This is a genomic window from Robiginitalea sediminis, assembly GCF_002198115.1.
Lineage (GTDB): Bacteria > Bacteroidota > Bacteroidia > Flavobacteriales > Flavobacteriaceae > Robiginitalea > Robiginitalea sediminis.
In genome coordinates, this window is the sequence record NZ_NGNR01000003.1 from 137,305 (window position 1) to 157,097 (window position 19,793).

A 19,793-nucleotide genomic window follows, 5' to 3' on the forward strand; every position below is an offset into this window, starting at 1 on the left:
TATGGCGTTTCACACCCTTTAATTCCGCACGGTTAAATGGCAACTTTTCCAGGTGGTTTTTAGCCGTAATCCTGCGATGTTTTCATGGGGGAAATCCATACTTTTACGGCAATTTACCTCCCTTCAGATGCAGATTACCAATACCATCCTGATGATCCGGCCGGTGCACTTCCGGATGAACGAGCAAACCGCCGTCAACAACTATTTCCAGGAAGACCTGGACATCCGAAACAGCGAGATCAATACCCGTGCCCAGGAGGAGTTCGACGGCTTTGTGGCCCGCCTCCGGGAGGCAGGGGTACACGTGATCACCATAGACGACCGGGTGGAGACCGATACTCCGGATTCTATCTTCCCCAATAACTGGGTGTCCTTCCACGAAAATGCTTCGGTAGTGGTATATCCCATGTTCGCTGAAAACCGCCGGCGCGAGCGGCGGGAGGATGTATTCGATTTGCTGGAGGCCGAAGGGTTCCGGATTGACCAGATCGTGGATTACACCGCCGCAGAGGCGGAAGGGTACTTCCTGGAGGGGACCGGCAGCATCATCATGGACCGGGTCCACCAGAAAGCCTATTGCGCCTTGTCGGACCGGGCCGATGAAGACCTGTTTATCGAATTCTGTGAGGACTTTGAGGTCTTCCCGGTCATTTTTACCGCCTACCAGTCCGTGGACGGGGAGCGGAAACCCATTTACCACACCAACGTGATGATGTGCCTGGGCGAAGCTTTTGCCGTGATCTGCCTGGACGCCATAGACGACCGGAAAGAGCGCAAGAATGTAATGGACCACCTGAAGGCAGACGGGAAGGAAGTGGTGGCTATTACCGAGGCCCAGATGCACGCTTTTGCCGGGAATATGCTGCAGGTCCTGGGCAGGGATGGGGAACGCCTGCTGGCCATGAGTAGTTCGGCCTATCATTCCCTTACTCCGGAACAGGTCGCAACCCTGGAAAAGCACGCCCGCATTGTCCACAGCCCACTGGATACCATCGAGGCCTGCGGGGGCGGCAGCGCGAGGTGCATGATGGCGGAGGTGTTTTTGCCCGAATCCTGATGCGTTACCTTAGCTCACCCGGGCCAGGTTGCGGATCATCCCCCCGAAAATAAAATAGTGGAAGGGCAGCACGCTGTACCAGTACAGCCTGCCTTTAAGCCCCCTCGGCCGGAAGGTGGCCTCCTGGTGAAGGATATGGTCGGGCCCCACGCGGAATTCCAGCCAGGCCTCCCCGGGCAGGCGCATCTCCGCGAAGAGCAACAGGCGGCCCTCGTCCCGGTCGGCCAGCAAAACCCGCCAGAAATCCAGTGCATCGCCGGCAAAGATGCGGTCCGGGTGGGTGCGTCCCCGCCTGAGGCCTACCCCCCCGGCCATTTTATCGAGCAGCCCCCGGATCTTCCACAGGCCGTCCATATAGTACCAACCTGTTTCGCCCCCTATACTCCAGACCCGTTCCAGGATGGCTTCCCGGTCGGTTACGCGAAGCTGTTTATGGTCGGTAAAGACTCCGTACCGGGGTACCTGGATATACTTGTGCAGGCTGCGGTCGAAGCGGCCGCTTACCATGCTGTCCTTCCAGCTGCTCACCACCAGGTTCTGCTCAATTTTTTTGAAGGCCATATCGATGGCCTCCTCATAGCTGTGGGTTTCGATCCCCAGTATTTCTGCCAGCCGGTTATCGCGGGCCACCACCTCCATCTTCATGCTGTCTACCAGGTTTACCGCCAGCTTGTAGGACGTTGAGGTTACAAAGTAGAGCCAGTAAGAGGAGAGTTTCGGGGTCATGACCGGAACGGTAAGGATCCAGTTGCGGAATCCCCGCACCCGGGCGTACCCTTTGAGCATATCCTTGTAGGTCAGCACATCGCTGCCCCCAATGTCGAAAGATTGGCCGAAGGTGTCTTCCCGGCCCAGGACGCCGGAGAGGAAGCGGATAACATCCCGGATGGCTATGGGCTGGGTGCGGGTAAGGACCCATTTCGGGGTGATCATTACCGGGAGCTTTTCGCAGAGGTCCCGGATAATCTCGAAGGAGGAACTCCCGGACCCCACAATGATTCCCGCGCGCAACACGGTGAGGTTAAACGACCCCTCGTAAAGGATATCCTCCACCTGTTTGCGGGAGCGGAGGTGCTTGGAGAGTTTTTCCTCATTGACGATGCCGCTGAGGTAAATGACCTGCTGCGGCCTGGTCGCTTCCATATAGGCGTTGAAATTCCTGGCCGAAAGGGCTTCCCGCTCATCGAAATCCGTGGTGGAGGAGCTCATCGAATGAATCAGGTAGTAGGCGGCATCGAGGTCCTGGGGAAAGAGGTCCGGCTGGGGCGATGCCAGGAAATCCACTTCGATGATTTCCAGCTGCTGCCGGGTTTCCTCGTCTACCGAGAGGCGGGTGGCATCCCTTACGGCACACACCACCTGGTGGCCTTCCCCCAGGAGTTGGGGCAACAGCCGCATCCCGATATACCCGTTGGCCCCTGTGAGCAGGATTTTCATAGGGCCGGGGTTTTGGGTTTACTGCTGCACATTTTAGTACATGCCTTTTTGGGGACCTTCAGGCTGGTTGTCCGCTTTTTCCCCCAGGAGCTTCACAAAAAACTTCTGCACGGCCCGGGTGTCTGCCTCTACCTTCACAAAATGATGCTCTGCATGGACGCTGTACACCCCCAGGTCGCCCTTGTAAAGGGTAAGGCGGTAGTAAGGGATAACCAGGCCGTAGGTTTCCAGCAAAGACCGGAAACGGAGGATAATCCCGCCCGGGCGCAGTTCGATGTTACAGGTATTGCGGTTGTTGTCCAGCAGCAGCAGGTTGTGGATTTCCGGGCTGGCCTGGCGGATGATAAGTTTGGGAGAGCCGATGCCCCCCATGGCCCACCGCTGTTTCAGGGTAAAGGGTTTGCCCACAAGGGCGTCAATTTTCCGGGTCAGGGCCGGGTTGTTATAGGATACGTTGGCAAGCATTGCTTTCTTTTCATAGCGAAGACTAAAGATAACCAAATACGGGCAGACGTTTATGCGGCCCATGGCCCATGAAAAACCTCAGGAATTCCGTAGTTTTGCCCCTTGAAATCCTACCAGTATGTCATTGGAACAACGCCTTACGGAAAAGGTCATTGCGGCTGTTGCGGCCAACCATGGGGTCACCCTGGATAATGTGGAGTTACAACCCACGCGCAAGGAATTCACCGGCGATATCACGGTGGTGGTTTTCCCCATGCTCCGGCTTGTCAAGGGCAACCCCGTGGCCATTGGGGAAGGGATTGGCCGTTATTTGGTAGAACATTGCGAAGAGGTCAGCGATTTCAATGTGATCAAAGGATTCCTGAACCTGGTGGTAAGCGATGCGTACTACCTCTCCTTTTTTGAAGGGATCCGGAAGGCCCGGGACTATGGCCTGGAAAAGGCAGGTTCCAAAGGGGCCGTCATGGTAGAATATTCCTCCCCCAACACCAACAAACCCCTCCACCTGGGGCATATCCGCAATAACCTGCTGGGGTATTCAGTTGCCGAAATTTTGAAGGCGGCAGGGCACAAGGTGTATAAAACCCAGATCATCAACGACCGGGGCATCCACATTTGCAAGAGTATGCTGGCCTGGCAGAAATTCGGAAAGGGGGAGACCCCGGAAAGCACCGGCGTTAAAGGGGATAAGCTGGTAGGGAATTACTATGTGGCCTTCGACAAGGCCTACAAGGAGGAGGTCCGCCAGTTGGAAGCTTCAGGGATGGACGCCAAAGAAGCCGAACGGGAAGCCCCAATGCTCAAGGAGGCCCAGGACCTGCTCAGGCGCTGGGAAGCGGGAGACCCGGAAGTAGTGTCCCTGTGGGAGACCATGAACGGGTGGGTTTACGAGGGGTTCGAGCAGACTTACCGGGAAATGGGGGTCGACTTCGACACCCTCTATTACGAAAGCGATACCTACCTCCTGGGCAAGGACGTGGTGGCCGAGGGCCTGGAGAAAGGCGTCTTTTTCCGCAAGGATGATGGCAGTGTCTGGATTGACCTCACCGGGGATGGCCTGGATGAAAAGATTGTCCTCCGCGCAGACGGTACGGCCGTCTATATGACCCAGGATATCGGTACGGCCATCCAGCGGGTTAAAGACTACCCGGATATCGAAGGGATGGTCTACACAGTGGGCAACGAGCAGGATTACCATTTCAAGGTCCTGTTCCTGATCCTCAAGAAGCTGGGCTATACCTGGGCCGAGCGACTCTTCCACCTGAGTTATGGGATGGTGGACCTGCCCAGCGGAAAGATGAAAAGCCGGGAGGGGACAGTGGTAGATGCAGACGATTTAATGCAGGAAATGGCCGCCACTGCCGAGGGCATTTCCGGGGAACTCGGGAAACTGGAAGGCTTTGGCGAATCAGAAAAACAACGGCTCTACCACCAGATCGGGATGGGGGCCCTGAAATATTTCATTCTCCGTGTGGACCCGCGCAAGCGCATGCTTTTTGACCCGGAGGAGTCCGTGGATTTCCAGGGCAACACCGGGCCGTTTATCCAATACACCTATGCGCGGATCCAGTCCATCCTCCGCAAGGCGGGCTTCGACGACGACCGTCCGGCGACGGGGCTTATCCTGGAAACCCTGCACGATAAGGAAAAACAACTGCTCAAGGACCTGGAGCAGTTCCCTGCCGTGGTGCGCCAGGCAGCGGAACAGTACAGCCCGGCCCTGGTGGCCAATTATACCTACGACCTGGTGAAGGATTTTAATTCATTCTATCAGCAGGTGACCATCCTGGGGGAGGAGAACCCCGACCACAGGACCTTTCGCGTACAGCTGGCCCGGAAGGTAGGGGAGGTGGCCCGCACGGGCTGCGCCCTGCTTGGGATCGAGACGCCGGAGCGGATGTAGGCTACCGGCTGGCGGAGCCCAGACTGGCATCAATACGTTCCAGGATGGTCAGGATCCCTTTGCGCAGGGGCAGGTAGAAGTTACTTTCCGTACCCTCCGCGGTTATCAGGAATACCACAAGTTTGTTTTCGAATTCCTGCGATTTCAGCACGGGTAGGTTCGTATGCTCCCGTTTGGGGATTCCTTCCCCAACATATATGGAAGCAACCCCGGCGTCCTGCAGGATGGACAGGATGCTGCCCTCTGGCCCGAGGAATACATCCATGACCTGCTCCCGTATGTTCCGCAGGTTGCTCTCCTGCCGGTTGGCACTTTCCAGGGAGGGTTCCCAGGATGTTAGGCGTTGCCTCAGATCGGCGTCGGAGAGGATTTGCAGCCTGCCCGAGTTGATCATTTCCCGCAAAAGGGAATTGTTCGGGTTGTATTGGATTTCATAGGAAAGCGCTTCGATAAGCAGCCCTGAAAGTGCTGCCTCCTCATCGCGTGTTTCCACTTCTGGCAGGCGCGAAAGGAGCTCTTTGGTGTTGTTGTATGTCCTTTTATTTACGGCAATTAGCGTATCGAGTTTGGCCAGGCTTAACTGGAATTCGTGTTTAAGTCCCTCCAGGTAGAAGGCTTCCCTTTTGGCTTCCTGCCGGTCCTGGTTCCACCCGTCGATCCACAGGGCCGCCAGGATCCCGACGATTATCAGCAGGATTTCCCCCGTGGCGTAAACCAGGTAGGTCCCGAATTTGCGTTCTTTCAATAAACCGTGGCGAAATTTGCGAAACAGGCTGAGCATAAGAAGACAGTCATCTGAAGGTGAATTTAAGACAATTCCGCTGCCCGGCCCAAAAAGAAAGCCCCCGGGACTACCGGGGGCTTCCATCATTCAACCAAACAAACGGTCAGGCAGTGACCTCCTTATTGGCATGGGACAGGGTCGCCAGGTTATAGATGACCAGTCCGAATCCAATTTTGTTGATGGCATCGCCAACGTTGTAGATAACATCCATATTCAGGCCGCTGAACCACCCTTCATACCAGCCGGGGGTGCCAGCCATATACCCCAGGGGGTAGATGGCCCAGCCCACCAGTACAAACCAGCAGAGGGTTTTGTGGGCGCTCAGGACCGCCCCTCCGGCAGCTTCTGCCAGTTTTTTGGCTTCTCCCATCCAGATCATGTACACGATCGCGAAGTAGGCGATTCCGGAAATCAGACCCCATAGCCAGGCCTGATCCCGGTAAACCGCCTCCCCGAAGTAGCCGGTAACCAGCATGACCACGGAAAGGCCGATGAGTTTCCACATCAGCGATTTCTTCGCGCCTGCCACTTTAAGGATCAGGAAGAATTCCACGCACATGAGCGGAACAGTCAGGACCCAGTCGACATAGCGGAAGAAGGTGGGGGACTCCATATTGGTTGCCCAGTAATCGCGCATGTACCAGTAATGCACAGCTGCGATAAACGTAATTAATCCGGATACCAGAATCGAAGTCCGCCACTTGCGGTCGAACTGGTTCATGGAGAGAAAGAAGAAGGCCGAAGCGGCCATCATTGCCATGCACCCTACAAAGAAGGTGAAGCCTACATAATCGTCGGGAGCCATCTTGGCTACCAGCGAAAGGTTAGTAATTAAATGTCCCATTGTTCAATTATTTAAAAATGTTTAAGTAAATTTAAAAATAATTAAACAATAATGTTTAAAAAATTAATAAAAATTTTAAACAAAAATTATTTCTGATGGGGCCACGGTTCGATATTCGGAATTTTCTGGTGCCTGCAACCTTCTTTTGCCTATGGTTAACGGGCACTTTTGAAGAACGTGTGGAACAGGTTTTCGCCCTGATCCTGATCTTCACCTTTGGCATCCTGCATGGTGCAAATGATATTTTTATCCTGGAACACCTCGGTAAACGCAACAGAGGAATAAGTGGAACGGGGCTCCTCTTTCTCTATATAGGCTTTGTTGCCGGAGCAGCCCTGCTCTTTTATGTTCTTCCAACCCTGGCCCTCTTCGCATTTATCCTGTTTAGTGCCTACCATTTCGGGGAACAGCACTGGGCAGGACGAATGGAAGGGCGTGGCCTGGAAAAGGATCTGTTCCTCGGGGCATACGGGATGGCCATTCTGGCCCTGTTGTTTATGTTCCATGCCGATGCGGTGGCTGGTGTGGTCCTGCAAATTTGTGGTTGGAGCCCGGATGCAATACTGTTTCAGGGGCTGTTTGGGGGGTCTTCCCTTCTTTTTCTGGTCCTCTTTTTCAGGGTGGTCCAACCCAGGGGCCGGTTTTCCGTTTTGCTATACGAACTCTTCCTGCTGGGGGTTTTTGCGCTCGTGTTTAAGGTATCGAGCCTGCTTTGGGCCTTTGCTATTTACTTTATCCTATGGCATGCCATCCCGTCCCTTATGGACCAGCTGCGCCTGCTTTACGGACGGGCGAACCGCCGCAGCGGCCGGCTGTACCTGAAATCCTCCGGCTTGTACTGGGGTGCGGCACTTGTTTCCCTGGCGGTGGCCTATGTGTTTTTCCGGGATCCTTCCTATGGATTTCTCCCCTTATTTTTCTCTTTCCTGGCGGCTATTACCTTTCCGCATGTTCTGGTCATGAGTGGGCTCCTGCGCCGCTAAAACCGCACCCGGAAGCTCAGGTTGGGGGTGAGGCCGAGGGAGAGGCTTTCAATGCGCTCAATCTCGTTCTGGGCATTGAGGCGGTAGTAGGTATTCAGGATGTTCCGTCGGTTGGTGAGGTTGAGTAGGGAAGCACCCGCCGAAGCCTTTACGGTTTCGGATAAGGAAAAGGAATACACCGCAGAGAAGTCTGCCCGCATATAGTCGGGCAGCCGGCTGCTGTTGGGCGTTTGAAAATTGATGCGGTTGGGGAAGAACGAGGTGTCTATGGCATTGGGCGCCTCCTGTGGCTCGGTAAAGGGCCTGCCGCTTCTGTAATTGAGCCCTATCCCCAATTTCAGGTTCCCGTAGGTGTAATTGGTACCCAGGCTCACCGTATGCCTCACGTCCAGGTTGTTCGGAAATTCCGATGTGTCCAGGTCGGGGAAGGTGTAGGTGTTCTGGTTGAGGGTGTAGCTCAGCCAGCTGCTCCAGGCCTCGCTTTTGTAATTGAGCAGGGATTCCAGCCCCATAACGGTATAGCTCCCAATTTCCCCATCAAACTGGTATTCATTCTGGAAGCCCTGGGTATCTGTAGTAATCCCATCCACTTCTTTGTAAAAGCCCTCCAGCCCAGCCAACCAGTTTCCGCGGTCGTAATGCAGCCCTATGGAGGCCTGTTTGCTGGTAACCACCGGGAGCGATTCTTCATCGGCCAGGATCCAGCGTCGTTTTTCAATGCCCAGGAAGTTCTGTTCCAGGTCTATCTTCTGCAGGCTGGTTTGGTTCTTGAATTCCCCCAATACCTCCAGGTTCAGGTGGGGGTTTAGCTTGTAGTGCAGGCTCAGGCGCGGCTCCAGCAGGAAACGGTCGAAGTCCTCCGGGTTACTCAGGTAATTGGCACGGACCCCTGCCATCCCCATAAGCCTTCCATCCGGGCTGGTGTAGTGCCATTGGGCAAAGGCGGCATGGGCGTAGACCACATCTTTGATCCGGCTTTCCAAGGGGGGTTGGTTCACTTCGGAGATATTGGTGATTCCGGTCGCCAGGAACTGGTACCCCCAGCTTCCCGTCAGGGCATCGGAAAACCGGTAATCGGCCCGGGTCTTTAAGGCGGTTTCCTTGACCTGGTTGAGCTGGAAGAGTTGTTGGCCGCTGGCTTCGGTCAGGTAGTAGGAATCCAGGTCGTATTGGGTGAGGTAGCCGGCAACCTCCGTGCGCAGGCGTGGGTTCCACTGGCTGGTAAAACGGCCGCCCAGGCTCAGGTTACTCTGGTCCAGGTCCGAGCGGTTCTGGCTGTTGTCCACTGCAAGGGTTTCCCCGTAAAACAGGTTGTTCCGGATGTATAGGAAATTCATTCGGAGGCTGTGGCGGTCGTCGATATCATAGAGGACTTTCCCGCTGAAATCGTAGAAATAAAAGGATTCATCCTGGCTGGCAATCCGGTCGGAATTGGCCCCGCCCAGGTTGCTGATCTGGGTATTCTGGAAGGCCCGGTCCGTAAAGAGGTTATAGGTGGGGGTATTCAGGATGTCCGTGACCGAACGCCGGGCCGAAACCTGCAGGGCCACCCGGTCGGAAAGGGGGAGGTGCGCATAGGCATCCCCGCTGATCAGGTTAAAGCCCGCTCCCCCGAAATAGGTGCGCTCCACGCGGTCGAAGGTTTCCATACTGATGATGCCGCTCACCCCGTCTCCGTAAAAGGGGCTCGCCCCGTTTTTGATGATGCGTACGTTTTCTGTCAGGTATGGGTTAAAGGCCGAGATAAGGCCGAAAAAGTGCCCGGACTGGTACATTTTAATGCCGTCCCACAACAGGAGGTTCTGGTCGTTGGTCCCCCCGCGGATATTGATCTCAGAAACGGTTTCGTCTATGCTTTTGATGCCAGGCAGGGCCTGGATGGTTTGCAGGACGTCGGGTTCGGTAAGCCCGGGTAGCACGCCAAAATCCGAAGTGCTCATGCGAATGCTCCCGTCGGTTTCCCGCGCCAGGCCGGTGGTCAGGAATTTGTAGACGACTACCTCGTCGAGTTGCTGGTACACCACGGGCAGGGCTACCACCGGGCATGGGTTGCTACTTAAGAGCTCTGCTGCCCGTACAAAGCGCGTGCGGAACCCCAGGTACCGGATGCTTAGGGTGGCTTCCCGGGGGACCCCTTCCAGGCGGAACGCCCCGTAGGCATCCGTAGTGGTGGCCAGGGAGGTGCCCAGCACCGTTACAGTGGCCCCTGAAAGGGACTCCGATTCAAAATTATCTGTAACCCGTCCGCAAAGGACAATCGTAGGGGGTTTGGAGAGGGCGAAGTAGCGGGAATCCAGGCGGCGGATTTCCAGTTGGGTCTGTTGGCGGATGGCTTCCAGGGAGGCTTCAAGGCCAAGCCCGGGAGGAAGGGTTACGGTAAGTGGCTCCAGATCCTGGTCCAGGAAGGAGAACCGTACCTCATGGGCTTGTTGCAATTCCCCAAGCACGGCAATCAGGCTGCGCCGGGCATCGGGTGCGTCCTGGGCGAATGCCGGCAGGGCCATAAGGCCCATCCAAAGCAAAAGGCAAAGGAATTTAAGGGGTTTCCCTGGCATATAGAAGTACTTGGTTCCCATTAACTTCGGTAGCTAGTTGCAGTGGGGTACTTATACTTTCTAACGCCAATTTCATATTTGTGTTGCTGAAGGAGCCTGTAAATCGTTGAGTGAGGTCTACACCTTGTGTGGTGACCTGAACATCGAACTGCCGGCCGAATTCTTCCAGTACCGCAGACAGGGGCAGGGAGTGGAATTCAGACTCGTTCCGCGTCCAGGCCGGGGCAGAGGTCCCATCTGCCGGCCCTGCTGCCTCCACAATACCGTCTACCATCCGGAATGCGGCTCCCGCAGGCAATTCTGTGGTGTGGCTTCCGGAGATCACCCGTACGCGGCCTTCGTAGCAACGCACGATAAAGATGCCAGCCCGCTGCAACACATTAAACTGGGTACCCAGAACGGTTACATCCCCGGCTTCGGTGGCCACGGTGAAGGTCTTCCCTTTGGCTACCCGGAAAAAGGCCTCCCCTTCCAGGTTTACCCGCCTTTCGGTTTCCCATCCTTTCGCACTGTAGGAAAGCAGGGATCCGGCATTCAGCGTAATTTCAGAGGCATCCGGGAGGACAACTTCAGACTGCTGGGCAATGCCGGTGCGGAAGGTGGCCGGACGGGTACTGATATAGAAGTAGGCCGCGCCGAATAGCAGGACTACGGCGGCCGCTACACCCATCCAACGGGTAATCGGGCGCATGCGGACCACCTTGCCGCCAGCGGCGGGGGTACGCGCCTGCCGGACCCGGTTCAGGGCTGCCTCCACGTCGAAATCGGGGCCGCTGAGGTTCTCAGAGGCCCGCATGATCCGCTCGTATGTGCGGTATTCAGGGCGCTTCTGGAATTCCTCCAGTTCGGCCGGCGATAGTTCGCCGTTCATCCATTTTGCCAGTAAATCTGTTTTCATGGCGATGCCTTTTCGACCTATATAACAATCCTACAGGGCTTTACCCTACCCGATATCGGAAAAAAATTACGGCCTTTTGGCTAAAGATATTAAATAGGTGTGGAATAACCCTTTGTAAAACACCGCCAGGGGGCCCTATGCCTCCGGGGTCAGGCCCATTTCATGGAGGACTCCTGTGAGCTCTGTGCGCATGTGCCTTTCCAGGTGGAGGTAAAAGAGGTAATATAGGGGCATGCCCAGGAAGAAGATAACCAGCGGGCTCTCGCTACCCCTGAACCTGCCCACGGCATGGTAAAAATCGGAGTGGTTGAAGAAGGAGAGGAGCAGTAAACCCAAAAAGCCCAGGAAGCCCACTAAGGTCATGGACGCCGAGAACCCGTTGGGTTCGGAGAGGAAGCTCGCCAGGAGCATGGCGAGGAAGCCCAGGTAGACCCAAAACGCCCACCGGGTGGTCCGGCGGAACCCCTGCAGGCTATCTACAGCCCGCTTAAGCTGGGATTTGTTAGGCCACAGGTGCATACCCCCGGCCGGATCCCCCGACTCGTCCATGCGGTCGATGATCTTCAGCAGCTGGGTGGTTTCCAGCGGTTTTTCTAATGTTTCCGGCGTTCTCATGGTTTTTCTGACCCGCAGCACGCTACGCGTAACGCGCACTTTGGGAGCCCTAAAGTAGTCAATTTTATCCCCTTCCCGGAGCAGGAGTGCTGTTGGTCGAGTGCTTTTCGGCCAATGGTACGGATTAATCGGGGAATGGTTCAAAAGTACCCGGAACCGACCGGGGAGTCGGTGATTCTGAGGGGGTTAAACCGGGAATGGGAAAGTGGGAGGATTAATGGTGATTTTTTGATGGGATTGATGGGAGGGTGCAGGGGCAGGGGTTATTTTGGACTTTGGGTGGGGGTGGGGTTATCGTTTCTTTATGGTATTGGCACGTACGCGGTGCAGGCTGTCTACGGTATAGCTGTAGGCTTCGTTCAATCCTGCTTTTCCGGAATGGGTGAAGGCCAGCAACCGGGTCCCATCGGTCCGCAGATGGATGATTCCAAAATTCGTACGTTCAAAGCCGTGAAACATACCCGCGGGGTCTTCTTTTCTGGGCTTTCCGGTGAACATCTGCTTCAACTCCTCCTTGGTATAGTTGTCCTTTGGGGCATTCTTGAAAAAGTCCGCCAAAGCGTCTCTCGTAAAGCATTCCTTCCGGTAGGTAAAAAAGGCCGCCAGTTCAGTACTGAACAAGATCCCCATATCGTTGCGGCTGGAGTTTCCTAAGGCAGACATCAGGGTTGCCCGCGGGTGGATGTATTCGTGAAAGGCGTCCTGGTCTCCAGAGGATACAATCGATATCACCGGCGCCGCTGTCTTCAGAGCCTTAACGGCAAAATCGTGGGAACCGTGGTGCGGAGCCTTTAAAATCTCGCACTTCAGCTTAGAAGGATCCCCAACCCGCTCCAGCATGCGATCCAGTGCCTCCTTGTTCAAATCGCCGGTAAAGAGCATACGGATATTTCCGAACTGTAACCGAAAAGCAAGCGAATGCCCGTTTATGGTGTGCGAAGCCGATTCACTACCATGGGCTCCTTCTTCCTCAAGATGTAACATGGGGGTATCGGCATGGGCGTGTAAAAATGGAAGGCCTTCATATTCCTTTCCCCTGAAGGTAACCTGGTCGGTAAAGGGGCCGAGAAGGTCTACATGGATGTCTTCCTCCGCCAGGAAGTCGAAAAAATCGGTGGTATCCATCCCATGTGCGATACGTGCGATCCGCATGGGTTCCTGTGCACGGGCTTCCCAATGATCCAGGGAGGCGTGCCATTTCTCAAAGCTGGAATTGGTTTGGTCGGGACTGGCTTCCCGGGTATCGTCGAACAGGTCTATGATATACCGGGTCCCATCCTGTATTTTGGTAGTTCCCAGACGTTTGCTGTCCGGTATGGTCTTTCCGTTTTTCCTCTGGGGAGACTTCACCAGTCCGTTATGGTATATGCGCTTGGGTTGTATGGCAATGCGCTTTCGTTTCGTGCGGTGTGTTTCGGCATTCACCAATTCGTTGAGCCCCTCAAAATGGTCGGCATCCCCATGGGTAATTATAATAGCATCCACCTCCATGGGAGAATCCGGGGTGGATTCCTTGTACTGGTATCTTGCGGCAGCATGGCGTGCGAAGAGTTTGTTATCTCCCCCATCCACAAAAACGATTTTACCCTCTGGTGTTTCCACGATAAGACCGTCTCCCTGTTGCACATCTACCATGGAGATTTTAAGGCACCCTTTCTGGCTCAGGCTCAAAGTTCCTTTAACATAGCGGATCCCGCTGTCATAGCTGTCCAGGCAGCGCAACTTGGTCCAACCATCCGAGGATTCCAGGATTTCAACCTTGTCGCCGAAAACGAGGCTCAGACGTTTATCAGATCCGGATTGGGGACTGGAGTAGGTGGTAACGAAGTCTTCTTTTATATAGCCTGTTCTTCCCATATGGTGCGTCTTTAGGTAAGTGGATCTGCGCAGGGTTATCCCTGCACAACAACAATGGGAGAACTCCTACAAGATATAACCTTTGGCGGCCCCAGGCAAGCCCTGAAGATGATGAAAGGGTTAAAACAACCCGCTGATCTGCCCCTCCCCGTCAATATCGATATGTTCAGAGGCTGGCCTGCCCGGTAACCCGGGCATCCTGAGGATGTTCCCTGCAATGGGTATCACAAAACCGGCCCCGGCAGCTATTTCAAATTCCCGGATGTGGATGTCGAAATTCTCGGGCCGCCCCAGCATTTTTTCGTCGTCGCTCAGGCTTTTCTGCGTTTTGGCCATACAGATCGGCAAATTGGAGAAGCCCAGGGCTTCAAAGCGTTTAAGCTGACTGCTGGCCTTATTGGTGAGCAGCACATGTTTGGCCCCATAAATGGTCCTGCATATTTTTTCCATTTTCTCCCGGATGGGATCATCCAGGCCGTAAGTAGGGTGGAAGCGGCCCTGGCACTGCGATGCAGCCTTTACCACCGCCTCGGCCAGCGCAAGGCAGCCTTCGCCCCCTTTGGCCCACCCCTCGCTGAGGGCCACCGGGATCCCCATCTTCTTGCAATGGTCCATCAACACCTTATTTTCCTCCTCCGAGTCGCTGGCGAAGCTGTTGAGGGATACCACTATGGGCAACCCAAAACTCTTAAGGCTGGTAATATGGCGTTCCAGGTTGGGCAACCCGGCTTTAAGGGCAGCAGTATCAGGCTCTTTCAGCTGGTCCAATGCTTTGCCCCCATGATATTTCAAGGCCCGGATGGTGGCTACCAAAACGATAGCTTTGGGAGATAACCCAGCCTTGCGGCATTTGATATTCAGGAACTTCTCCGCTCCGAGGTCGGCCCCGAACCCGGCTTCGGTAACCACATAATCGGCCAGGCTCATTCCCATCTTGGTGGCTATGACCGAATTGGTGCCCTGGGCAATATTGGCAAAAGGCCCCCCATGGATCAGGGCCGGGTTACCTTCCAGGGTCTGCACCAGATTGGGTTTGATGGCGTCTTTGAGCAGGACGGCCATAGCGCCTTCCGCCTTGAGGTCCCGTGCAAAGACGGGCTTTCCTTCCCAGGTATCCCCAATATAGATATTGCCGAGTTTCCCTTTGAGGTCTTCAAAGTCCTCGCTCAGGCAAAGAATAGCCATTATTTCGGAGGCAGCGGTAATATTGAACCCTGTTTCCCTTGGGATACCCCCTGCCTTGCCGCCAAGCCCGGATACGATGTTTCTGAGGCCGCGGTCGTTCATGTCCATACACCGCTTCCAAAGGACGGTCCTGGGGTCTATCCCCAGGTTACCGGTTTTACTGTGCAGGTTGTTGTCGATCAGGGCCGCCAGTAGGTTGTTGGCTTTTTCAATGGCGTTGAAGTCCCCGGTAAAGTGGAGGTTGATGTCCGCCATGGGGATTACCTGGCTCCATCCGCCTCCGGCAGCTCCCCCTTTGATCCCGAAGACAGGCCCCAGGCTGGGCTCCCGGATTACCGTAATAGCCTTTTTACCCAGACGGTTCAGTCCATCGCCCAACCCAATGGATGTGGTGGTTTTACCTTCCCCGGCCGGGGTAGGGGTTATGGCGGTGACCAAGATCAGGTTGGCATTCCCCATGCGGCCTTTGTCTATTAAACTCAGGGGTAATTTAGCTTTGTCCGGGCCGTAGTAGTGCAGGTGGCTTTCCGCAATATCCAGGCCGGATGCGATTTCTTTGATGTGTTTTGGGCTAACGCTTTGGGAAATTTCCAGGTCTGATTTCATAGTGGCTAGGTTTTGCCTTTCAGCACTTCGAGCGCTTTGCGAACGAGGGAATCGAGGACTTTGGTGTCTGTTATTAGGCGGGTATTAAAGGCGCGTCGGTTATTCCAGGCCAGCGCAATGCGGGACAGGGAATTGCCGAAGGTTTTGTCGGTCGCCATTTGTTCGAATTGGTAGGTTGGAGGCTGCTGTAGTGCAATATCCGGTTGTATGCGGAAATATCTGTCCATCTGCGGTCCTGTTGCTATGATGGACTCCCCAAAAATGCGGTATACTTCTGCTACGGCATCCAGCAAGGTGGAATAATAGGCGAGTTGGGTCCTCAGCTGTTCATCCTGAAGAAGGTGGAGCCGTCCGGAGCCTTTCAGTTCGTCGTAGGCATGGAGGCGCAGGGTCATGGGGTTGTATTTATAATAGGAATCCAGCGCATAGTCCAGAGAGGGCTTTTGCCCGGGCGTCAGGACTCCGGCATCCAGGGCTTCTATGGAAGTGAGTAACGAACTATAAATACTGTCGGAGAGGATTTGGTTGTCCTCCAGCAAGGTGTGAACCAGGTTCAGATCTTCCAGGATGCGTTCGTGATAGCGAATGGAGGCCTGCAACTCTTTGCGGGCATCGTTCCAGTCGTAGATCAGCAGGGCAATGAGGATTCCGGCAATGACCAGGATAAGTTCTCCCAGGGCATATGGAAGAAACTTTCGAACCGATACCATAGATGTCCTTTCTTTTCTCAGAAATCTAAAAATTACGGACCTCATTTGCTCCTGCGGCTTTAAATCCCATCGATGATTTCCCGAAGCGCTTTCAGGGCCAGGCCCATCCGCTTTTCGATGGCCTTTACACTTACCCCTTCCATCTCGGCGATTTCATGGTACTTCTTGCCATCGATGCGGTTCAGTAAAAAGGTTGTGCGCTGGTTTTCAGGCAGGCTGTCCAGGGCTGCCTCCAATTTGGCCTGGAATTGCGCTTCCTCCATCAGGTATTCCGGGTCCTGCCGGGTAATGTTTCCTTCTGCAGGACGGTGTTTCAGGCGTACTTTTTCGGCCTTGATTACATTCAGGTAAAGGTTATTGGCTACGGTGTATACAAAGGCTTTCGCTTTTTCCGGGGCCACCTTGGCACAGTTCTCCCAAAGTTTAACAAAGGCTTCCTGAACGGCGTCCTGGGCCTTTTCTTCATTCCCGAATTTATAATAGATGTAGTTGAAAACCGTTTTAGAATGGGTGCGGAACAGTTCGCTATACACCTGATCGTCGCAAACGTTATCCATGCGGAAGAAGGATTCTCGGGTTGGCGGGTTTTCCCAAAGATATTTTAAAAAAATGTAAAAATGGGGTAGGGTTATCCCAATGTGGGTTGTTTCATAGGCGTACATCAACAAAAATTTCCAAATCGTTATGAAAAAGTTTCTGAATCTTGCCACCTACACACTGTTGCTCTTCGGGGCGCTCACCTTTACCTCCTGCCAGGAGGAATTCGAAGAAGTGAACACCTCCAGCACCGAAGGAGCCTCCTTTAAAGCTGATTCCGAGACGGCTTTGCTGATCGAAAAGACCTCTTCCCTGGACGGTTCTTTCGACAACATTGTGGATGGAAGCAGCTGTTTTGCCCTGAATTTCCCGTACACGGTAAACGTAAACGGTATAGACATCACCATCGACTCGCGTCAGGACCTGCACCTGATCGAGGAGATCTTCGACGAGTTCGACGAGGACATCGACATCCTTGAAATCCTTTTCCCCATTACCATTACCCTTGCCGACCATTCCGAGATTGTGATTGAGAACAAGCAGGCCCTGGCCGAACTGGCCCGGGAATGTATCGAAGGCGGGGACGACGACGATATCGAGTGTATCGATTTTGTGTACCCCATTACCTTTTACACCTTCGATGTAAACAACACCCAAACCGGGACGGTTACCGTGGAGAGCGACATGCAAATGCGCCGCTTTTTCCACGAACTGGAGGACGGCGATGTAGTGAGTATCGATTTCCCGGTTACCCTTATCAAGTTCGACGGGACCGAGATTCAGGTCAACAGCAATGCCGAACTGGCCGCTGCCCTGCGCATGGCCAAGGACGCTTGTGACGAAGACGACGATGATGACTACAACGACGACGATTTCAGCGTGGAGCGCCTGGCCAATTACCTGACCGAATGCCCCTGGACCGTGGTTACCGTAGAGCGGGATGCCAACGACCAGACCCCCCAGTATGAGGCCTACCGCATGTTCTTCTCCGAAGACGGAAGCGTAGAGGTGAAAGACCGGGAAGGGAATACCCTTATGGGCGAATGGGCCCTGCGTATGTCCGACCGCGGCGTGATGCTGACCCTGGCCTTTGAAACCCTTGTGGACTTCAACCTGGAGTGGAAGGTTTACGAGATAGGAGAAGGTAAGATCAAGCTTTACGAAGAAGGCGGTAACCGCATCATCATGCACACCAACTGTGGCGAACCCGGAGGCATCTTGCCCGGTGCCCTGGTGGAAATCCTCAGGGAGTGCAGCTGGGTGATCCAGAAGGTAAAAAACCAGGGTATGGAAATCGACCGCCTCATAGGATACGAGTTTGAATTCCAGGGCGAAGGAGTTGTAACCCTCAGCAACGGTGTGAACACCAGCCAGGGTACCTGGGAGGTGGCCACTGGTGCCAATGGGACCCTTGTACTGGCCATTACCATGGGAGACGAACCTGGTGTGAGCTTTGAATGGCCCCTGCGCGAACTGCTAGACAGGCGCCTGAAGTTTGAGGTAGCCGAAATCGACTACGAACTGATCCTGCAACGGGTATGTCCCTCCAATGCCACCGATGGCGATGTGGCCGAGATCCGCAACATTATGATGGGGGGAGACTGGGTAGTAGCCAGCTATGTGGAAGGCGATATGGATATGACGGCCAACTTTGCCGGATACGATTTCAGCTTCGCCATGGAGCACCTGTTAACGGTTAGCACCAATATGGACCCCCTGAAAGATGGCCTGTGGCGTGTCATCCGCAACCACGACGGGAAGTTAAAAGTCTTCCTGAACCTGGGAGACGACGACGATGTCTTTGCAGACCTTACCGAAGACTGGGATTTCGTTTCCATTACCCCCAACCGCCTCGAAGTGAAGGACGTTAGCGGGGATGGGACCATCACCGTCCTGGTATTCGAGAAATAACAATACCGTGAATTTAGCCTGACACGCTTAATTCCTTTTTTGCCCCAAGTGTCCGGGAAGGGCGGTTCTGATTGGAATCGCCCTTTCTCATTTCATCTGATTCTAAGAACTGGCGTAAGGGGCCCCACCCACCCACCCACCCACCCACAACCAAAATACCTCCCCCGCCTGCAACCCCATTGCAAACGGGCAGTAAATCCCGACTTTCCTTTCGCGGCTTATTTAACAGAACGCCATAAGGCAAAGACCCCGAGTACGGGCCCGAGGACCAGGAGCGAAAAGCCTGCAGGCCCTTCCCAAAGGGTTCTGAGGGCAGAAAGGCTTTCCAGGCTCAGGATGGTGATGGCAAAGCCCACCGAGGTCACGACGGTGAGAGCTGTTCCCTTGCTGTCGGGTGGCGCGTTGCGGGCCACAAGGGTGGAGAAAAGCGGGGAGTCGGCAATAACCACAGCCCCCCAGAAAAGGAGGAAAGCGAGAAAATAGGGCAGGTCCCACGCCAGGGCAAAGGGGACCAACAGGCAGCAAACCCCCGAAGCAATCAGCGCCAGGCGCGCCACGTTTTTCTCGCCCCGGACGCGGGCGAGGTAGCCGGCCAGCACACAGGCCGGCCCGCCAATGGCAAGGATCAGGAAGGACCAGAGTGAAATAAACCCCTGGGAACCCGCCTCTGGGTGCATGGCCAGCAGTACCGGGACAAAGGCCCAGAGGGTGTAGAGTTCCCACATATGGCCGAAGTAGCCAAAGGCTGCAGCCTGGAATTCCCGGTTTTGGAATACCCGCATCATGGTTTTGGTATCAAGGACGGGCATGGGTTTGTGGTAAGGACCGTCCGGGAGGAAGGCGATACACATCCCCCCAACTGCGGCAAGGCCGGATGTGATGCCCACGACGGTTTCCCAGGCCGGGCTGAATTGCCCCCACCGCAGTAGGTGGGGCAGGGCCGTCCCCAGGACCAGGGCCCCCACCAGGTACCCCAGGGAGGTGCCCAGGCCTTCCCGGTAGTAGTCAGAAGCGATTTTCATGCCCACAGGATAGATGCCGGCCAGGAAAAACCCCGTGGCCAGCCGCAGCAGGAGCAGGGACGGGAGGGTTTGACCCGGCAGCACCATCCCGGCATTACAAAGGGCTCCCAGCAGGGCGCATACCAGGAAGAGGCGGGAAGGGGAGAACCGGTCGGCCAGGGTTAGCAGGGCAAACACCAGGGTGCCGCCAATAAACCCGAGCTGGACGGCGGCCGTGAGGTGGCCCAGGGCCTGTTCAGACAACCCGTAGGCCGCAATAAGCGGCTCCATCACCCCATTGGGGGCAAACCAGAGGGAGGTGCCGCAAAACTGCGCCAGGACAATAACGGGCAGTACATAAATCGGAGGGCGATAGGCGGACTGGGCAGTGGGTTCCATATTCGGGTTTGCACGCGATGCAGCCCCATATTACGTATTTTTCCCG

At 54.9% G+C, this 19,793-nt stretch carries 16 protein-coding genes; 4 read left to right on the forward strand and 12 right to left on the reverse strand.

The features are described from left to right. Nucleotides 1-127: 127 nt before the first annotated feature. On the forward strand, nucleotides 128-1,057 hold the full coding sequence (gene ctlX, locus CA832_RS10450) for a citrulline utilization hydrolase CtlX (RefSeq protein WP_088341950.1): 930 nt from the start codon (nucleotides 128-130) through the stop codon (nucleotides 1,055-1,057). 9 nt (nucleotides 1,058-1,066) lie between these two features. On the opposite strand, the gene CA832_RS10455 is transcribed toward ctlX, so the two are convergent. Then, nucleotides 1,067-2,494, reverse strand: a complete 1,428-nt coding sequence (locus CA832_RS10455; protein WP_088341567.1) for an SDR family oxidoreductase — start codon at nucleotides 2,492-2,494, stop codon at nucleotides 1,067-1,069. Between the two features lie 33 nt (nucleotides 2,495-2,527). Beyond that, nucleotides 2,528-2,959, reverse strand: coding sequence for a hypothetical protein (locus CA832_RS10460; RefSeq protein WP_088341568.1), 432 nt, complete (start codon nucleotides 2,957-2,959; stop codon nucleotides 2,528-2,530). Between the two features lie 118 nt (nucleotides 2,960-3,077). On the opposite strand from CA832_RS10460, the gene argS reads away from it, so the two are divergent. After that, nucleotides 3,078-4,862: an arginine--tRNA ligase gene (gene argS / locus CA832_RS10465; RefSeq protein WP_088341569.1), complete on the forward strand. Its 1,785-nt coding sequence runs from the start codon at nucleotides 3,078-3,080 to the stop codon at nucleotides 4,860-4,862. A gap of 1 nt (nucleotide 4,863) precedes the next feature. On the opposite strand, the gene CA832_RS10470 is transcribed toward argS, so the two are convergent. Further along, nucleotides 4,864-5,607 (reverse strand): DUF6090 family protein, encoded by a 744-nt coding sequence (locus CA832_RS10470; protein WP_143542370.1) that lies wholly within the window; start codon nucleotides 5,605-5,607, stop codon nucleotides 4,864-4,866. A gap of 142 nt (nucleotides 5,608-5,749) precedes the next feature. After that, nucleotides 5,750-6,490, reverse strand: coding sequence for a bacteriorhodopsin-like (locus CA832_RS10475; protein WP_088341571.1), 741 nt, complete (start codon nucleotides 6,488-6,490; stop codon nucleotides 5,750-5,752). A gap of 179 nt (nucleotides 6,491-6,669) precedes the next feature. Between CA832_RS10475 and CA832_RS10480 the strand changes: the two genes are divergently transcribed. After that, entirely contained in the window at nucleotides 6,670-7,473 is an 804-nt protein-coding gene (locus CA832_RS10480; protein ID WP_158211918.1) for a Brp/Blh family beta-carotene 15,15'-dioxygenase, read from the forward strand. Here the strand turns inward: CA832_RS10480 and CA832_RS10485 are convergent. From CA832_RS10485 to CA832_RS10515, 7 genes are all read right to left on the reverse strand, one after another. Continuing rightward, complete coding sequence (locus CA832_RS10485) at nucleotides 7,470-10,049, reverse strand: TonB-dependent receptor (RefSeq protein ID WP_233131786.1); 2,580 nt, start codon at nucleotides 10,047-10,049, stop codon at nucleotides 7,470-7,472. The two genes, CA832_RS10480 and CA832_RS10485, sit on opposite strands and share 4 nt — an antisense overlap. Then, entirely contained in the window at nucleotides 10,009-10,926 is a 918-nt protein-coding gene (locus tag CA832_RS10490) for a FecR family protein (RefSeq protein ID WP_088341574.1), read from the reverse strand. Before CA832_RS10490 ends, CA832_RS10485 begins: the two co-directional genes overlap by 41 nt. Nucleotides 10,927-11,061: 135 nt before the next feature. After that, complete coding sequence (locus CA832_RS10495) at nucleotides 11,062-11,541, reverse strand: hypothetical protein (RefSeq protein ID WP_143542371.1); 480 nt, start codon at nucleotides 11,539-11,541, stop codon at nucleotides 11,062-11,064. 291 nt (nucleotides 11,542-11,832) lie between these two features. After that, on the reverse strand, nucleotides 11,833-13,398 hold the full coding sequence (locus CA832_RS10500) for a ComEC/Rec2 family competence protein (RefSeq protein ID WP_088341576.1): 1,566 nt from the start codon (nucleotides 13,396-13,398) through the stop codon (nucleotides 11,833-11,835). 120 nt (nucleotides 13,399-13,518) lie between these two features. Then, complete coding sequence (locus tag CA832_RS10505; RefSeq protein ID WP_088341577.1) at nucleotides 13,519-15,189, reverse strand: formate--tetrahydrofolate ligase; 1,671 nt, start codon at nucleotides 15,187-15,189, stop codon at nucleotides 13,519-13,521. A gap of 5 nt (nucleotides 15,190-15,194) precedes the next feature. Further along, nucleotides 15,195-15,899 (reverse strand): hypothetical protein, encoded by a 705-nt coding sequence (locus CA832_RS10510; protein WP_088341578.1) that lies wholly within the window; start codon nucleotides 15,897-15,899, stop codon nucleotides 15,195-15,197. 59 nt (nucleotides 15,900-15,958) lie between these two features. Beyond that, nucleotides 15,959-16,456, reverse strand: coding sequence for an RNA polymerase sigma factor (locus CA832_RS10515; protein ID WP_088341951.1), 498 nt, complete (start codon nucleotides 16,454-16,456; stop codon nucleotides 15,959-15,961). Between the two features lie 127 nt (nucleotides 16,457-16,583). Between CA832_RS10515 and CA832_RS10520 the strand changes: the two genes are divergently transcribed. Beyond that, the gene (locus CA832_RS10520; protein ID WP_088341579.1) at nucleotides 16,584-18,347 is read left to right on the forward strand and encodes a hypothetical protein; all 1,764 of its coding nucleotides are present in this window, start codon (nucleotides 16,584-16,586) and stop codon (nucleotides 18,345-18,347) included. A gap of 218 nt (nucleotides 18,348-18,565) precedes the next feature. Here the strand turns inward: CA832_RS10520 and CA832_RS10525 are convergent, their stop codons facing one another. Continuing rightward, complete coding sequence (locus CA832_RS10525; RefSeq protein ID WP_088341580.1) at nucleotides 18,566-19,747, reverse strand: MFS transporter; 1,182 nt, start codon at nucleotides 19,745-19,747, stop codon at nucleotides 18,566-18,568. Nucleotides 19,748-19,793: the final 46 nt, after the last annotated feature.

What these genes read in the sequence shown, in the direction of transcription:
- CA832_RS10485 (WP_233131786.1), bottom strand. Translation starts at nt 10,049, where the DNA reads ATGGGAACCAAGTACTTCTATATGCCAGGGAAACCCCTTAAATTCCTT.
- CA832_RS10520 (WP_088341579.1), top strand. Translation starts at nt 16,584, where the DNA reads ATGAAAAAGTTTCTGAATCTTGCCACCTACACACTGTTGCTCTTCGGG.
- CA832_RS10525 (WP_088341580.1), bottom strand. Translation starts at nt 19,747, where the DNA reads ATGGAACCCACTGCCCAGTCCGCCTATCGCCCTCCGATTTATGTACTG.
- CA832_RS10490 (WP_088341574.1), bottom strand. Translation starts at nt 10,926, where the DNA reads ATGAAAACAGATTTACTGGCAAAATGGATGAACGGCGAACTATCGCCG.
- CA832_RS10510 (WP_088341578.1), bottom strand. Translation starts at nt 15,899, where the DNA reads ATGGTATCGGTTCGAAAGTTTCTTCCATATGCCCTGGGAGAACTTATC.
- CA832_RS10505 (WP_088341577.1), bottom strand. Translation starts at nt 15,189, where the DNA reads ATGAAATCAGACCTGGAAATTTCCCAAAGCGTTAGCCCAAAACACATC.
- CA832_RS10460 (WP_088341568.1), bottom strand. Translation starts at nt 2,959, where the DNA reads ATGCTTGCCAACGTATCCTATAACAACCCGGCCCTGACCCGGAAAATT.
- CA832_RS10515 (WP_088341951.1), bottom strand. Translation starts at nt 16,456, where the DNA reads ATGGATAACGTTTGCGACGATCAGGTGTATAGCGAACTGTTCCGCACC.
- CA832_RS10475 (WP_088341571.1), bottom strand. Translation starts at nt 6,490, where the DNA reads ATGGGACATTTAATTACTAACCTTTCGCTGGTAGCCAAGATGGCTCCC.
- CA832_RS10495 (WP_143542371.1), bottom strand. Translation starts at nt 11,541, where the DNA reads ATGAGAACGCCGGAAACATTAGAAAAACCGCTGGAAACCACCCAGCTG.
- argS (WP_088341569.1), top strand. Translation starts at nt 3,078, where the DNA reads ATGTCATTGGAACAACGCCTTACGGAAAAGGTCATTGCGGCTGTTGCG.
- ctlX (WP_088341950.1), top strand. Translation starts at nt 128, where the DNA reads ATGCAGATTACCAATACCATCCTGATGATCCGGCCGGTGCACTTCCGG.
- CA832_RS10455 (WP_088341567.1), bottom strand. Translation starts at nt 2,494, where the DNA reads ATGAAAATCCTGCTCACAGGGGCCAACGGGTATATCGGGATGCGGCTG.
- CA832_RS10500 (WP_088341576.1), bottom strand. Translation starts at nt 13,398, where the DNA reads ATGGGAAGAACAGGCTATATAAAAGAAGACTTCGTTACCACCTACTCC.